Here is a 14,920-nt window from a genome sequence, read left to right on the forward strand (position 1 = left end):
AAAAGGTTTTAGACCATTAACTACTCAATTCCCTCAATCCGATCCTCAACCTGCTGATACAACTCCCGCAACTTGTCCAAATTACTCTCAGAAGTCTCCCAATAACCACGTCCATTTACTTCCAACAAAGTGCTAACCATCTTACGGAAAGAATGAGGATTGAGATTCATCAACCTTTTCTGCATCTCCTCATCCTGAATAAAGGTGGTATTGGTATCTTCATACACCCAGTTATCAACAGCACCCGCAGTTGCTGACCAACCCACTGTGTTAACTAAGCGCTTGGAGAGTTCCCGCACTCCTTCATAACCGTGACTCAACATTCCCTCATACCACTTAGGATTGAGTAACTTTGTCCTGGCATCCAAGCGCACCGTTTCTGATAAAGTACGCACTTGAGCATTAGCTGTCGTGGTATCGGCAATATAGGATGCTGGTGCTTTGCCATCTGCCCGCAGATTTGCTACTACCTTAGTTGGGTCAGAATCAAAGTAGTGGGAAACGTCAGTAAGGCTAATCTCTGAAGAATCTAGGTTTTGGAAAGTAGCATCAGCAGTTTTTAGCGACGACTCAAAAAGCTGCCTTGATTGTTCCATTGTGCCGGGATTATCGGAAGTAAAAGCAAAAGACTTCCGCGCCAAGTACATATCCTGTAACTCAGACTCACTTTCCCAAGTACTGTTCTCTACCGCCAAGTTGACATTAGCTGCATAGGAACCGGAAGCATTAGAGAAGACGCGAGTTGCCGCTTGTCGCAGGTTAATGCCCATGTCCGCTGCTTGTTGAGTCGCATGCTTGCGAATAAAGTTCATCTCTAGAGGTTCGTCCGCCTCTGCAGCCATCTTCACCCCTTGATCTAGCAGATTCATCTGGTTGATGAACAAATCGCGGAAGACGCCGGAACAGTTAATCACCACGTCAATCCGAGGACGTCCTAACTCTTCTAGGGAAATTAATTCTAGCTTGTTGACTCTTCCCAAGGCATCGGGTACTGGCTTAACACCTATCATCCACATGATTTGTGCTAAAGATTCCCCATAAGTTTTGATGTTATCTGTTCCCCAGAGAACACAGGCAATAGTTTCTGGCCAGTTACCGCCATTTTCTTGCCGTTGTCGTGCCAGTAGTCGATCTACGACAATTTTCGCTGACGTTACCGCCGCCATTGTCGGAATCGATTGAGGATCGAGGGCGTGGATATTTTTCCCTGTGGGCAAAACATCAGGATTGCGGATTGGATCTCCACCAGGGCCAGGTATTACATACTCACCTTCCAAGGCTTTCAGCATTGCCCCTAGTTCGTTATCAGCAACAATTTGCCCCAAGCAGAATTCCAGATACTCAAATAGCGGTTTAATCGGTTCCGCATCAACATTGCTGTAGCCTGCATCCTGGAGTGCTTCAATCCAAGGAGTCCGCCTACGCATGTTGAAGAAATTGAGGTTAGTCACCTTAGAGACACGCCCCTCTGCATCTACTTGGGCTTGCACTAATGCTGCAACTGCTTCACGGGTTGCCATAGTGATGCTTTGTAACAACTCAACATCTTCTAAAATGCCTTTGTCGTTATTTTGGTAAACCTCATCCAGGTCACGTCCGATGCTTTCGGCAATAATCCGAGGCAAACCCTTGATTTGCTCTTCCGAACGATCCAAGCTAGCAATATTAACCAGAGTAGCGATCGCTTCTGCTGCTGTGGGCGGCTTGCCAATCACATGCAATCCACAGGGCAATAGACGTGATTCAATTTCCATCAAACGCCGATAGGCTTGACCGACGATTAAATCCCTCTCCTCACTAGTCATGTCTCTGGCGTCTTTCTCGGACAAGTCGATATCCTTGTCTAGATTCACCAAGCGGCACTTGTCCATGATCGTATTCACAATGGGAATACCACGACCAGTTTGTTTGAGAGTTTGGTAAGAGGCGATTAACTCACTTAATTCCTTGAGTCCTTTATATAAACCAGCATTTTCTGCGGGCGGAGTCAGGTAAGAAATCGTCTCGGCGTAGCTACGGCGCTTAGCAATCGTTGCTTCACTGGGATTATTTGCTGCGTAGTAGTAAAGATTGGGCGTTGAACCAATCAAGTTATCTGGATAACATTCTCCAGACATGCCCATCTGCTTACCGGGCATAAACTCCAAGGAACCGTGGGTACCAAAATGCAATACCGCGTCTGCTTTCCAGATTTGTTCCAAATAGGTGTAATAAGCTGCAAAGCCGTGGTGAGGACTGGCGGAACGAGAGAACAACAACCGCATCGGGTCGCCCTCGTAGCCAAAGGTGGGCTGGACACCGATGAAGACATTGCCAAAATGTTTGCCGTAAATCAGCAGATTTTGTCCATCACTATTGAGATTTCCTGGTGGTGGGCCCCAGTTTTCCTCCAAACGTGTCGAGTAGGGGGTGAAGCGTTCATACTCCATCACTGACATGCGGTGGGCAATATTTAATTCCGGGCTACTGTACTGGGCTTGGGCGTCGTGAATTACCTCTTGCATCAGTGCTTCGGCTGACTCTGGTAACTCTGGCAGATCATAGCCGTTGTGCTTGAGGGCTTCCATCACTTTGTAGATAGAACCAAACACATCCAGATAGGCAGCTGTACCGACGTTACCCTTATCTGGCGGGAAGCTAAAAACAGTGATGGCAACTTTCTTGTCTAACTTTGGCTTGCGGCGCAGATTTGCCCATTTCAGGGCTCTTTGGGCTACGGCTTCAATCCTATCTTGCAAAGCGATCGCTTTTCCGGTTGCCCCATCTCGTCCCGACATAATTATCGGCTCAATTGCCCCGTCCAGTTCAGGAATGGCAATTTGCAGGGCTACTTGGATCGGATGCAGTCCCAAGTCACTACCTTCCCACTCTTCTGTGGTTTGGAACACCAAGGGCAGTGCCACCATATAAGGACGATTCAACCGCTTGAGAGATTCAATTGCCTTAGGATGGTCTTGCCTTGCAGGGCCGCCTACTAGGGCGAAACCCGTTAGAGAGACGACAGTATCGACCAGGGCAACTTGCCCTTGCCCATCTTTACTGTGAGGGGTTTCGTAAAAATAGGCATCCACTGGCTTGGAGAAATCTAGACCACCAGCAAAGACGGGGATCACCCGTGCCCCCATGGCTTCCAATTCCTGGACTATGGCTACATAGTGAGCATCATCACCAGTAACCAGGTGAGTGCGTTGCAACACTAAGCCAACGCAGGGCGCAAGGGGATCCTTTAAGTCATCTGAGATATCTTGACGGTTTCTATACCAGTCGAGGTAATCTTTGGTATCCTCAAACATTTTCGGTGCTAAGGGGTGCCAGATGCCCATATCTGGGTAGACAACTGGCTCTTTAAAAGTCAGATTCTGCCCCTTCATGACATATTTATCTGCTAGCATTAGCAGAAAGTTCTCCAGGTTATCTGGGGAACCACCTAGCCAATACTGAAAGCTGAGCATGAAATTACGGGCATCCTGTGCCTTGTCTATCGGCATGTACTTCAAGACTTTAGGCAAGGTTTGCAATAGTTTGAGCATGCCATCTTGAAAGGAAGCCCCCGACTTCTCTTTGCGCTTACGCATGAACTGAGCGATCGCACTTTTAGATTGACCCAGTTGCGCCATCGAGAAGCTACCCAATTTATTAAGACGCATCACCTGGGGCATCGAGGGGAAAATAATGGCAGCATCCAGTCGATCACGGTGTGGTGCTACGGCTTCTACTACTTTGTCTGCCAAATCTTCAATAAAGATGAGAGAGGCAATAAAAATATTAGCTTCAGCAATCGCCTGCTTCAAACCTGCGTAGTTTTCTGCATCGCGAAGTTCCTCGATCAAATAGCCCTTGATTTCAATAGCTAAATCTGGATTGTTTTGGTTAATTGAGCGAACAGCGGCTGATAGCGCACTCTGATACTGTGCTTCTAAGACGACATAGACCACCTTAATTAAATGACGCCCATTGAGAGTATCAGGGGTAATGTGTCGAATGGTGGACTTGACGCTTGTGAACATGCGGCTCTGGCTCCTTATGATGCGCGTTCTCTTCTCTTTAATCTAAATTGCCGATCAGTGAGCGCCGTCAAGGTGAGTTTAACTAGTTGATCGCTGACACGATAGATGTCTTGGTTAAGCTCGCCCTTACCTAATCACTCACTACCTAATTGCTGAGTTTTTATTTTGGCAACTTAAGTGTTTCTATCAAAAAACCATTAGCTAATGTCATTTTCGGGGAGTATCTGACACAATTCGATAAACTTTTTGATATATTTTTTTACATTAATTGACAAATACTAAAGTGATTGCTCAGTTAAATTAAACAAAAATTAACAATATATTATTGACTATTAGAATCATATGCTGTAGAAAAATTGATAAAAGCAAAAATTATCTTGAAATAGCAACCCTAAATAACTGATCAGCAAAATTAACTTAAGCTAGTCAGAGATGAACACAGATGAAATAGAAAGCTCTGACAATTCATCTAGGATTGCCATCGCAGCCGACATTGTAATTCTCTCGAACGGTCCTGGAGAGTTAGCAACCTGGGTAAGACCCGTCGTCAGAGCCCTACGGCAACAACTAGGAGATGACCGCTCCTTGGTGCGCATATCCGTGATACTCTCGCCTTGTCCCCATGCAACTGGTCAAGAAGTCGAGATTGTTAAGTCCTACCCCGAAGTAGACCGAGTTCAGGGGGCAGATTATTTTTGGCAGTTTTTGTTACGAGGGGTAATAACCCAGAACTGGGACTGGCGCGAGCAAGGTGTAGTTGTTTTTTTAGGCGGCGACCAATTTTTTCCTGTGGTCATTGGTCGGCGCTTAGGTTATCACACAGTTGTCTATGCTGAGTGGGAAGCCCGTTGGCAAGGCTGGATTGACCGCTTCGGCGTCATGAAACCAGAGATTATCACCAAAGCACCGCAAAAATACCGCCACAAATTTACAGAAGTCGGAGACTTGATGGCAGATACCAGGTTGCAAGGTGAAGATTTTTCAGTTGCAGCTTCAAATTTCTCCTTCTGTAAAGAGGATCAAGCCTCCACTCAACAACCGATAACCGAACTAATTGGCTTACTTCCTGGGTCAAAATCCGCTAAGCTGATCCAAGGAATGCCTTTGGCTTTGGGGATTGCTCAATACATTGATCAAGCTAGACCTCAAACCCGCTTCGTGATGCCTGTGGCTCCTAGTTTAGACTTAGAAACATTAGCTAAATTTGCCGATCCCCAGCATAATCCGATGATTCCTCTGCTAGGAGGTGTCAGTGGACAACTGGTAATTCCCCACTTAGACACCGATGAGCAACCCTTTCTGAAAACTTCTGGAGGAGTGCGGGTGGAACTAATAACCCATTTTCCGGCCTACGAGATCATCTCCAAGTGCCAGCTTTGCTTAACTACCGTGGGTGCTAATACAGCAGAACTGGGTTCTTTAGCTGTACCAATGATTGTCTTGCTACCCACCCAACAGCTAGACGCGATGCGCTCTTGGGATGGAATACCAGGCTTACTAGCTAATTTACCAGGGTTTGGTTCTGCTTTTGCCAAACTAATTAATTGGTTAGTACTGCGGCAAAAGCGTTTGTTTGCTTGGCCTAATATCTGGGCGGGTAGGGAAATAGTTCCAGAATTGGTGGGGAGACTAGAACCGTTAAACGTGGCAGAAAGGGTAATTGATTATTTGACCCATCCAGAAAAACTAGAAGTCATGCGGGACAACTTGCGCGGTGTCCGAGGGCAGCCAGGGGCAGCAAAAAAGCTGGCTTTGCTAGTTGCAGAGGAATTAAATAATTTTCAGGACTGACCATCTTGACGCCCTAGTTCGTAAACACCACAGCCCACACAGGCAAGTATACCGATGCTGATTGCCCAACTACCACCCAGAGTTATCTCTACAGTAAAGTTACACAGTCCACCGAAAACTAAAAAGGGGATGATACTGAAAACTGATGCATAGAAGGCATTTTGAGATTCTCTAGCCTTACGAGTCTCTTCAAATTCCTTGGCTGAGATATAAAGCGACCTCTCGGCAAAGTTAAACCAGCGATTGAGTTGCACTATTACCCATTGCTTTAGGGGAGATAGACTCAAATAAAGGGCTAGAGACCACAATGAAGCTCCCGCAATCATCGTGGCATTGATCTCGAATACGAAGGGAAAAATTTCAGTCAGCATCAATTAACAGATAAGGTCGGCTACCCCACAGTAATTATTATCTAGGCGTTTCGCTCAAGAGTACAGGATTAGGGAATAATATCCAAAAGTGGTAATTGACATCGTTCCTATCTCTTGTCGAATTTGCTAGGGAACGATGCCAACGAATAAGCTCTCTCAGTTAGAAACTACCAGCTTCTCTTCCTGTAGAGGACTGTACTCAGCCAATAGCTGACGGAATTGCTCACCATCAATGGCTTCCTGCTCAATTAATATCTCCACCAGGCGATCAATAACTAGGCGATTTTCTTGAATAATCTGTCGTGCTTCTTCGTAGCAATGGATAATAATTGAACGTACTTGGGAGTCAATGGCAGCAGCAATATTCTCTGAGTATTCCGACCTTGAGGTTAAGCCACCTCCCAGAAAGACTTCTCCTCCTTGACTTTCTAACGACAGAGGACCTAAGTCACTCATGCCATAGAGTGTCACCATCTGGCGTGCCTTGGCTGTGACACGTTCTAGTTCCCAGCCCTCGGGTTTGCCGCCGCCAGCAGTGATTTCTGCCTCACCAAAAACTACTTCTTCTGCTGCTCGACCACCGAGGACACCTGTGATCTGAGCTAACAGTTGAGAACGGGAAAGTAAAAAATTCTCTTCATCGGGGGTAAACCAGGTGAGGCTGCGGAAACGTCCGCGAGGAATAAGACTAACTTTTCCCACGGGATCGTGGTTCTTAAGGAGAGTGCCGACGAGTGCTTGCCCAATTTCATGGTAGGCAATTAAGCGCTTGACTTTACTATCAATTAAAGGAGTGCCTTCCATACCAGCAACTACACGATCGATGGAGTCGTTAATTTCCAGCATCGTGATTGCTTCTTTGTGGCGTCGGGCGGTAAGAATTGCTGCTTCGTTGAGCAGGTTAGCTAAGTCAGCACCAGTAAAGCCAGGGGTGCGCTTGGCGATCGCTTCTAAGGAGACTTCCGGGTCAATTTTTTTGTTGCGGGCATGAACATCAAGAATTCCCAGCCTGCCTTTGAGATCAGGAAAATCCACCATCACCTGCCGATCAAAGCGTCCGGGGCGCAGCAGGGCAGAATCGAGAACATCAGGTCTGTTGGTGGCGGCAATAATAATTATGCCTGTATTTCCTTCAAAGCCGTCCATCTCTGTGAGCAACTGGTTAAGAGTTTGCTCTCTTTCGTCATTGCCACCGCCAATCCCTGCACCTCGCTGTCGTCCCACAGCATCAATTTCATCAATGAAGATAAGACAAGGAGCGTTTTCTTTGGCTTTTTTGAACAAGTCACGTACACGGGAAGCACCCACACCGACGAACATTTCGACAAATTCCGAGCCAGAGATGCTAAAAAAGGGAACTCCAGCTTCGCCAGCGATCGCCTTAGCTAAGAGAGTTTTACCAGTTCCGGGAGGACCAACAAGAAGCACACCTTTAGGGATACGTGCACCTACGGCAGTGAAGCGTTCTGGTTGCTTGAGGAAGGTTACAACTTCTTGCAGTTCTTCCTTGGCTTCTTCAATACCGGCTACGTCATCGAAGAGAATGCCGGTTTTTGCTTCCATCTGGAAACGGGCACGAGATTTGCCGAAGTTCATGGCTTGACCCGATCCACTACTGGAACGACGCAGGATCATGGTTAGTCCTGCTAGTAGCAGCAGTAGTAAAAACAAGTTGGCAACTAACCCTAAAGCCGCAGAGTTATCAGCCGTGGGTTTAACATCAACTAGAACTTGCTTATCGCGGAGTTTCTCGATCAATTCTGAATTGTCGTTGAGTAGCAGTACTTTACTCGCCGGTTCGGTATCTGGCTGCCCTTTCAATTTTACTTTGGCAGTTTCGGTTGCTGGATCAATTTCTACTTCTTTGACTTCGCCCGCCTCAACTTTTTGCAAAAGTTGCCCGTAGCTCAAAGATTCCTGCTCTTTCTGCTGTGCTTGAACTGGTGTCGCCAGTGCTACCCCCTGAAAAATTAGCAAGCTTGCAGCGAGACGCCAGAAGTTGGCTCTTGCGGAGGGTTGCTTGTCGCGCTCCTTAAAACCTTTTTGCGCCGTCTGTTGCTTTACTACACCATTTACAGATTCATGTCCCATCCATGTTTTGCTCCAGGAACTCTTCTTCATCAGCATGTCCTTGTATGTCCTGCCTTGAGTCAACCACTACTTCCAGCGCTTTATGCGGGAGTGGATTGCAGGCAAAGTTGAAGTTATTTGTACTACCTCTAGTCTAACTTTGCCAAATACTGCCTTAGCTCCTGGGGGAAATATCTTTTGGTGTTTGACTTCTCCCCCCCCTGGAAAGACTTGGGATAAGTCGCAAATAGAAAATGGTTAATTGAGCTGTACACACCAGAATATGGCTTATGGTCTCAATTTTCTATTTCCCATTTGCCCTCACCAATTTTCCCTTCCTTCCCTTTGCCCTGCGGCTATGCTTCCCTTCGGGACGCTTCGCGAACGCAAATGCTAGAGGACAAGTTTTAGCGGCTAAGAGTGGTCTCCTCCTCTACCCTTCGCTCAAGGGCATGCTTAACAGAAATAAGGCTTCTCTTGACCGCGAAGAGGTGAGTCGAGTCAGAGACTTCTTGGCATAGCCTATCTAAACCACAAGACAAACCCCATTTCATTTTTGTTTATCTGTCAGTCAGTGACTCTATGGTTCCCGATTCCTCTTGCAGAGGTTTGACGAGGTTGAGCAAAACTGGCTATACTTTAAATGTATTCATAACGACTTCGACCTGCTGCTATTGGTTATTTCGTCAATCCGGATCTAGAAGGTATTCAACCAATAGCTACCTAGTGCAGAACTAAGAATTTTTGAGAGAGAATTTGGGCAAAATGAGCAAAATTGTGGGAATTGGTGGTAGCTTACGATCCGAATCTTCTAGCTATCAAGCATTGGTTTTAGCGATCGCTAGAGTGCAGGCTCTAGGAGTATCCGCCGAAATCTTGGATTTGCGCCAGATGAATCTGCCCTTTTGTGACGGGACGAGTGACTACCCAGACTACCCGGATGTGATACGCCTACGTGAAACAGTTCAGGAAGCCGATGGCTTAATTCTGGCGACACCGGAATATCATGGCGGCGCTAGTGGTGTTCTGAAAAATGCCCTAGATTTAATGAGTTTTGACCAACTCTCTGGTAAAGTCACTGGTTTAATTAGTGTTTTAGGTGGTCAGTCCAATAGCAATGCCCTTAATGAGCTACGACTAGTTATGCGCTGGGTTCACGCCTGGGTAATTCCAGAGCAGATTGCTATTGCTCAGGCGTGGAAAGCTTTTGGAGAGGATGGCAAACTTTTGGATGAAAAACTGTCTCAGCGCCTTGACAAGTTTGCTGAAAGCTTAGTAGAAAATACACAAAGATTGAGGGGTTTGGGCTAACCATAGCTCTACTTCCCTGCTACTTGGGATAATTTCAGGTGTCCTAACAAATGACCCTGAAATCTCTCAAACCTTAGTCAGGTGCCAGCTAGTTAGCGCTGCGCTACCCTAGTATTATCTTCTTAGTAAAATATCGAGTTTTAAGAGGGAATCATTATCGCTAATAAACAACTGATTAACCATCAAATCAAGTCTGCCCAGGTTCTTTTGATTGACCATGAGAACAACAATCGCGGTTTGATTGATACCCGCGAGGCGCAGCAACTAGCCGACAGTGTGGGACTTGACCTTGTAGTAGTTTCCCAAAGTGAAAATGCCCCGGTGGCTAAAATTTTGGACTACGGCAAGCATCAGTACCAACAGAAAAAACGCCAGCGCCAAAGCGCTAAACCAACGCTCAAGGAAGTCAAACTCCGCCCAAATGTTGGTGAGTCCGACTACAGCTTGCGCATTGATAGAGCCGTCGAGTGGCTGGGTAAAGGTGATGCCGTTAAATTTCAGATTCGTTTACGTGGCAGGGAGCATCAACATCGCGACCGTGCAGCGGAACTACTAGAGCGCATTGTTACTGACTTAGGTCAAGCTGGTAAAGTCCAGTCTTTTGATAGACGGGCATTGGTTGTTCAAGTCGTTCCAGCCTAGGTTAGCCTTCCAGGGAGTTTTTCAAGAAACTCCCTGGATAAGGTCAAGGGATTGCAGCAAGAGATTTTTCGCCTCAGTTGGCGGCATGCTACCTGAGGTAACTCTCATGGAAATCTGCCATTACTCCACTCAATGGTAAGCCCCGTGATAGATTCCTAAATAATAGACAAGCTCTAGATTGAGTCTGAACCTATCTACTGTTTGAGTGCCAATGACTGAGCAACATGATACTGACTCACCCTTAGCAGATTCTCAGCAGGTAAACAAAGCAACAGACGACAACAAAGCCGAGTCGGTAGATAATAATTCCTGGACAAACCGCATTGCTGATGTCTGGAACGATGCAGCAGGAAGATTGAAGCAAATTCTACCTGTTGCTCAAGTAGCACAGACGGCTATCGGTTGGTTTAGTGTTAGTGAGGCTCAACTAGTCGAGATATTGGCAACTGTTCGAGCCGAACTACCCACCACAGAAGCTCTATTGATTGGTAAACCCCAGGCGGGGAAAAGTTCAATTGTGCGAGGACTGACAGGCGTTTCGGCTGAGATTATCGGCCAGGGATTTCGTCCCCACACACAACATACCGAGCGCTATGCCTATCCTTCTAGTGACCTACCCTTGCTCATTTTTACAGATACGGTGGGATTGGGAGATGTCAATCAAGACACTCAGGCAATTATTGGGGAACTAGTAGGTGATTTGCAACAAAAGACTCGCCGCGCTAGAGTCCTGATTCTGACGGTTAAAATCAATGATTTTGCTACAGAGGCACTACGACAAGTTGCTGAGCAGTTGCGTCAGCAGTATCCAGACATACCCTGTTTGCTAGCGGTTACTTGTCTGCATGAAGTTTACCCTCCCAGCACTGTCAATCACCCTGCCTATCCACCGGATTATGAAGAGCTCAACCGAGCTTTTACTGCTCTTGAGCAAGCCTTCAGCAAACTATGTGACAGCGCTGTTCTAATCGACTTCACCTTGGAAGAAGACGGTTACCATCCCGTATTTTATGGCTTAGAAGCCTTAAGAGACTCCTTAGCAGATCTACTACCCGAAGCAGAAGCTCGCGCCATTTATCAATTATTGGATAAGGAGGCCGGCGAGCAATTGGGTAACCTCTACCGAGATGTCGGACGCCGTTACATGTTGGCATTTGCAATTATGGCAGCCACACTAGCCGCAGTGCCATTGCCTTTTGCAACCATGCCAGTACTGACTGCTTTACAAGTATCAATGGTAGGTCTTTTAGGGCAACTGTATGGGCAGACGCTGACCCCATCGCAAGCCGGAGGTGTTGTCAGTGCGATCGCAGGAGGGTTCGTAGCTCAGGCAATTGGACGGGAGTTAATTAAGTTTATACCGGGCTTCGGCAGCGTGATTGCTGCTTCCTGGGCCGCTGCCTACACTTGGTCATTAGGAGAAGGAGCCTGTGTTTATTTTGGCGATTTGATGGGAGGGAAGAAACCCGATCCGGAGAAAATTCAGTCTGTGATGCAAGAAGCGTTTCAGTCAGCTAAAGAAAGGTTTAAGGGAATCAAGCATTCAAGAGGGGATTCCCCAGCTAGAGATGACTAAGTAGTTTGACGAAAATCTCCCAACTAAGGTCTATGGTTTCCAGCGAGGGGAATAATGTCGAAGATTCTGAGGCTTTATTTTAATAAGTTTATTGTTTGCTCTGGAAATTCTGCTTCTGATACTGGCGGCACAGATCCGCAATCTATCTAATCAGGACTGGTTAACGGTTTTTGCCCATTAGGGATGTTTGGCGCTTTACGATCAAACTCACTAGCACAATTAATGGAAAACTTTCAGGAATTGCTTAGATAAACCTTGTAGAGAGTATTAACGTAGCGTTCACTAGAGCTTTTTACCGCTAAAGTTGGTTGTTAAAGTAAGTCTCTAGGATTTTCTCCCAGTTGTTAAATACCGGTGGTTTGGCATTTGCTGTAACCGCCGGTTTTTTTTTGAGATGCTAGCAACCCCTGAAAATAAGGAGTGTTACACAAAAACTCGATGTTCTAGGGAGGGCATTTGGCTGCGAACTTGTTTAAGGTGAGCCGGATCAATTTCAGCGATTGCGGCTCCTGGTTTATCTCCGGCATTAGCTAAAATCATGCCCCAGGGGTCAATAATCATCGCATGACCATGGGTATAGCGCATACCATAATGATGCCCAGTTTGGGCAGGAGCAATTACATAGCAGGTGTTTTCAATTGCCCTAGCTTGGAGCAAAACTTGCCAGTGATCTTTACCCGTGTAGGCAGTAAAGGCGGCAGGAACAAATAAAACATCAGCACCCTTATGAGCTAAGTATCGGTAAAGCTCGGGAAAGCGGACATCGTAGCACACGGAAAGTCCCAATTTACCTAGCTTTTCCGAAGCATGAACAGACGGCAACTGAGTGCCAGACATCACAGTGCTAGATTCACAATAGGTGTTGCCGTCAGGAAGGTTAACATCAAACAGATGTACTTTCTGATAGCGGGCGAGTTCCACGCCATTGGGATCGATGAGCAAGGCGGTATTGTGGACTTTACCGCCTGCTACTGGTACAGGAAAGCCTCCACCTAAGACAGTTACTTGAAAACGCTGTGCCATTTTTTTGAGAAATTTTTCACTCTGGTGAGCAATTTCCTCTGCCCTAGCTACCTTTTCCTCTTCGTCACCCATGAAGGAGAAGTTTTCTGGCAGGCTTACTAACTCAGCGCCTTGGTGAACGGCTAGGTCAATCAGTTCTTCTGCCTGCACCAAATTTTTTTCGAGGTCAGGCAGGCTAGTCATTTGAATTGCAGCTGCGAGATAAGACTTCATGGATTTAGCTGGGAATTTTTCAGAATAGATAATACATAGTTATACCCATAATATTCCTCGAAAATGCGGTAATTTGAATTACTCCAGTTCTAACTGTTCCTTTCAGGCTTTCAGAAAATTAACTCTAGAAGACAGCTCTACGAGGCAGCTCAGAACCCACGATCGCAGGATGTGAGTTGGTTCATCCCTAGATAGGAAGTAAGATAAGCTGACCTAATTCCTACTTTCATAATCTATAGTAACGGATCCTTGACATAGGATTAGTTAATCAAAGACAATGGTAGATCGTGTGTGTATCCCTGCTCGGATCAGGTTTAAGACATGCCAAAAGCTGGGGAACTCGATAAATAGTTTACTGTTTAAGACCTTAACCAGCTACCTGTACGGCAACCTCTAAGGACAATTCCATGAGTTATGCGATTATTGAAACCGGTGGTAAGCAACTTCGAGTTGAACCCGGTCGCTTTTATGACATCGAACTACTACCGGTTGAAGCGGAAGAGGGTGTCACAATCGAAAAGGTGTTGCTTGTTGCTAACAACGGCGAAGTAACAATCGGTCAGCCCTTTGTGGAAGGGGCAACAGTAGAAGGCACGGTGATGCGGCATTTTCGCGGTCGCAAAATCCTTGTCTACAAGATGAAACCCAAGAAGAAAACTCGCAAAAAGCGTGGGCATCGACAAGAAATTACCCGCTTGATGATTGATTCTATCAAGATGAACGGTTCTCTTGTGGCTTCTTCAGAAGCACAGGAAAAACCAGGTAGTGAGCAAAGCGCCCCTGATGACGCAACAACAGCAGAAACCGAGCAAGCTACTTCAGAATAAGAATAGGCTTCCAGAGGCTTGGGTCGCTTTTACCTAATCTCTCTAAAGCTAAAAGCTAACTTGTAGATACACTCATGAGGAACTATGGCTCATAAGAAAGGAACTGGTAGTACTCGCAATGGTCGCGACTCTAATGCCCAACGGCTAGGAGTTAAACGTTTTGGCGGCCAGGTAGTCAAAGCTGGTAATATCTTGATTCGTCAGCGTGGCACCAAATTTCATCCCGGTAACAACGTTGGTTGTGGTAGCGACTACACTCTTTTTGCTCTAATCGATGGCATTGTTACCTTCGAGAGAAAAGGCAAAAGCGGTAAGAAAGTCAGCGTTTACGAGGTTGCAACCGAGACGCCTATGACACCGGAATTGGCTACAGTAGAAGCTTAAGTTTTCAATTAAATTTAGCTTTTCCTCCTAACAGTAATGGCACCCCTAGTGGGTGCTTTTTTTTGTCAGGAATTGTTAAAAATTATCAGTAACTAACTACTATTATTTTTAAATTGTTAGTTCCTGATCTATCTATATAAAGAACTTAATTAATTTACTAATACGTTAATCAATTAATTCCCGATTGAGTAAATATAGAATTTCCTAAGAAACTTCAAAAAATCATTAAAATGTAGAAAGAAAAAGTTCCCACTGCTAATTATCCTTTTAAGATAATCGCAAGGGAGTACCACGTAGTTCGTTTTATTTTTGTAATGAGAAATACAAAAAACTACCTAGTTGTACAAAAGATAGCCACCAAGAAAAGACTGCCCTAGCTCAAAGCAAGATGGTTACCTGGCTATCCTGAAATTCTCAAAGAAACAAAAATTTTGGCAATTTTCTGACTGTGACATAGTCAGAGGATTGTAAGCAAAAAAATTGGGAATTAGGGTCGGATATATTTTTGATTCTTTGCTTCAGGTAATTTCAACCTTCAAACAACTAAAGGACTGCTCAAAGATGTCACCAACAGATACTGTAAACTTGCTCGTTGAAATGATAGCTGCGGGTATGTCGCCAAGTATTCTGCCCGCAGTTAACCATAGTAAACCCGACTTTAGTGCCATCCAAGAACCGATCAACTGTAGTAGTAGTCCCTGTGTA

The 14,920-nt window shown here is 45.8% G+C and carries 11 protein-coding genes; 7 read left to right on the plus strand and 4 right to left on the minus strand.

Annotated features, from left to right (window positions below):
• Positions 1 to 20: 20 nt before the first annotated feature.
• A complete protein-coding gene (locus tag ACT7WV_RS13445) occupies positions 21 to 4,007 on the minus strand; it encodes a magnesium chelatase subunit H (RefSeq protein WP_445103380.1) in 3,987 nt (1,328 codons plus the stop codon).
• Positions 4,008 to 4,439: 432 nt separating this feature from the next.
• On the opposite strand from ACT7WV_RS13445, the gene ACT7WV_RS13450 reads away from it, so the two are divergent.
• A complete protein-coding gene (locus ACT7WV_RS13450; protein ID WP_445103381.1) occupies positions 4,440 to 5,798 on the plus strand; it encodes a glycosyltransferase family protein in 1,359 nt (452 codons plus the stop codon).
• Here ACT7WV_RS13450 and ACT7WV_RS13455 read toward each other — a convergent pair.
• Both ACT7WV_RS13455 and ftsH read right to left on the minus strand, forming a co-directional pair.
• Positions 5,789 to 6,169, minus strand: a complete 381-nt coding sequence (locus ACT7WV_RS13455; RefSeq protein WP_445103382.1) for a hypothetical protein — start codon at positions 6,167 to 6,169, stop codon at positions 5,789 to 5,791. The genes ACT7WV_RS13450 and ACT7WV_RS13455 overlap by 10 nt on opposite strands.
• A gap of 156 nt (positions 6,170 to 6,325) precedes the next feature.
• The gene (gene ftsH, locus ACT7WV_RS13460) at positions 6,326 to 8,290 is read right to left on the minus strand and encodes an ATP-dependent zinc metalloprotease FtsH (protein ID WP_445103383.1); all 1,965 of its coding nucleotides are present in this window, start codon (positions 8,288 to 8,290) and stop codon (positions 6,326 to 6,328) included.
• Positions 8,291 to 8,529: 239 nt separating this feature from the next.
• Here ftsH and ACT7WV_RS13465 point away from each other — a divergent pair, with 239 nt between their 5' ends.
• The 4 genes from ACT7WV_RS13465 to ACT7WV_RS13480 all read left to right on the plus strand — a co-directional run bounded on the left by ACT7WV_RS13465 (position 8,530) and on the right by ACT7WV_RS13480 (position 11,768).
• Positions 8,530 to 8,760, plus strand: a complete 231-nt coding sequence (locus tag ACT7WV_RS13465) for a hypothetical protein (protein ID WP_445103384.1) — start codon at positions 8,530 to 8,532, stop codon at positions 8,758 to 8,760.
• Positions 8,761 to 9,004: 244 nt separating this feature from the next.
• The gene (locus ACT7WV_RS13470; protein WP_445103385.1) at positions 9,005 to 9,550 is read left to right on the plus strand and encodes an NADPH-dependent FMN reductase; all 546 of its coding nucleotides are present in this window, start codon (positions 9,005 to 9,007) and stop codon (positions 9,548 to 9,550) included.
• A 174-nt stretch (positions 9,551 to 9,724) separates the two neighbouring features.
• A complete protein-coding gene (gene infC / locus ACT7WV_RS13475; protein WP_445105642.1) occupies positions 9,725 to 10,192 on the plus strand; it encodes a translation initiation factor IF-3 in 468 nt (155 codons plus the stop codon).
• Between the two features lie 211 nt (positions 10,193 to 10,403).
• On the plus strand, positions 10,404 to 11,768 hold the full coding sequence (locus tag ACT7WV_RS13480; protein WP_445103386.1) for a YcjF family protein: 1,365 nt from the start codon (positions 10,404 to 10,406) through the stop codon (positions 11,766 to 11,768).
• Positions 11,769 to 12,191: 423 nt separating this feature from the next.
• Here ACT7WV_RS13480 and ACT7WV_RS13485 read toward each other — a convergent pair whose 3' ends face one another.
• Positions 12,192 to 13,004 carry a carbon-nitrogen hydrolase family protein gene (locus ACT7WV_RS13485; RefSeq protein ID WP_445103387.1) on the minus strand — a complete coding sequence of 271 codons (813 nt, stop codon included), beginning with the start codon at positions 13,002 to 13,004 and terminating at the stop codon, positions 12,192 to 12,194.
• Between the two features lie 407 nt (positions 13,005 to 13,411).
• Between ACT7WV_RS13485 and rplU the strand changes: the two genes are divergently transcribed.
• Entirely contained in the window at positions 13,412 to 13,831 is a 420-nt protein-coding gene (gene rplU, locus ACT7WV_RS13490; RefSeq protein ID WP_445103388.1) for a 50S ribosomal protein L21, read from the plus strand.
• An 84-nt stretch (positions 13,832 to 13,915) separates the two neighbouring features.
• Entirely contained in the window at positions 13,916 to 14,215 is a 300-nt protein-coding gene (gene rpmA, locus ACT7WV_RS13495; RefSeq protein ID WP_445103389.1) for a 50S ribosomal protein L27, read from the plus strand.
• The last annotated feature ends 705 nt before the right edge of the window (positions 14,216 to 14,920 follow it).

It is taken from the genome of Symploca atlantica LB2515 (assembly GCF_052546295.1).

Excerpts from the sequence above, each read along its gene's own strand:
- ACT7WV_RS13445 (WP_445103380.1), bottom strand. The coding sequence starts at position 4,007 with ATGTTCACAAGCGTCAAGTCCACCATTCGACACATTACCCCTGATACT.
- ACT7WV_RS13465 (WP_445103384.1), top strand. The coding sequence starts at position 8,530 with ATGGTCTCAATTTTCTATTTCCCATTTGCCCTCACCAATTTTCCCTTC.
- ACT7WV_RS13455 (WP_445103382.1), bottom strand. The coding sequence starts at position 6,169 with ATGCTGACTGAAATTTTTCCCTTCGTATTCGAGATCAATGCCACGATG.
- rpmA (WP_445103389.1), top strand. The coding sequence starts at position 13,916 with ATGGCTCATAAGAAAGGAACTGGTAGTACTCGCAATGGTCGCGACTCT.
- ACT7WV_RS13480 (WP_445103386.1), top strand. The coding sequence starts at position 10,404 with ATGACTGAGCAACATGATACTGACTCACCCTTAGCAGATTCTCAGCAG.
- rplU (WP_445103388.1), top strand. The coding sequence starts at position 13,412 with ATGAGTTATGCGATTATTGAAACCGGTGGTAAGCAACTTCGAGTTGAA.
- ACT7WV_RS13470 (WP_445103385.1), top strand. The coding sequence starts at position 9,005 with ATGAGCAAAATTGTGGGAATTGGTGGTAGCTTACGATCCGAATCTTCT.
- ACT7WV_RS13485 (WP_445103387.1), bottom strand. The coding sequence starts at position 13,004 with ATGAAGTCTTATCTCGCAGCTGCAATTCAAATGACTAGCCTGCCTGAC.
- ACT7WV_RS13450 (WP_445103381.1), top strand. The coding sequence starts at position 4,440 with ATGAACACAGATGAAATAGAAAGCTCTGACAATTCATCTAGGATTGCC.
- ftsH (WP_445103383.1), bottom strand. The coding sequence starts at position 8,290 with ATGAAGAAGAGTTCCTGGAGCAAAACATGGATGGGACATGAATCTGTA.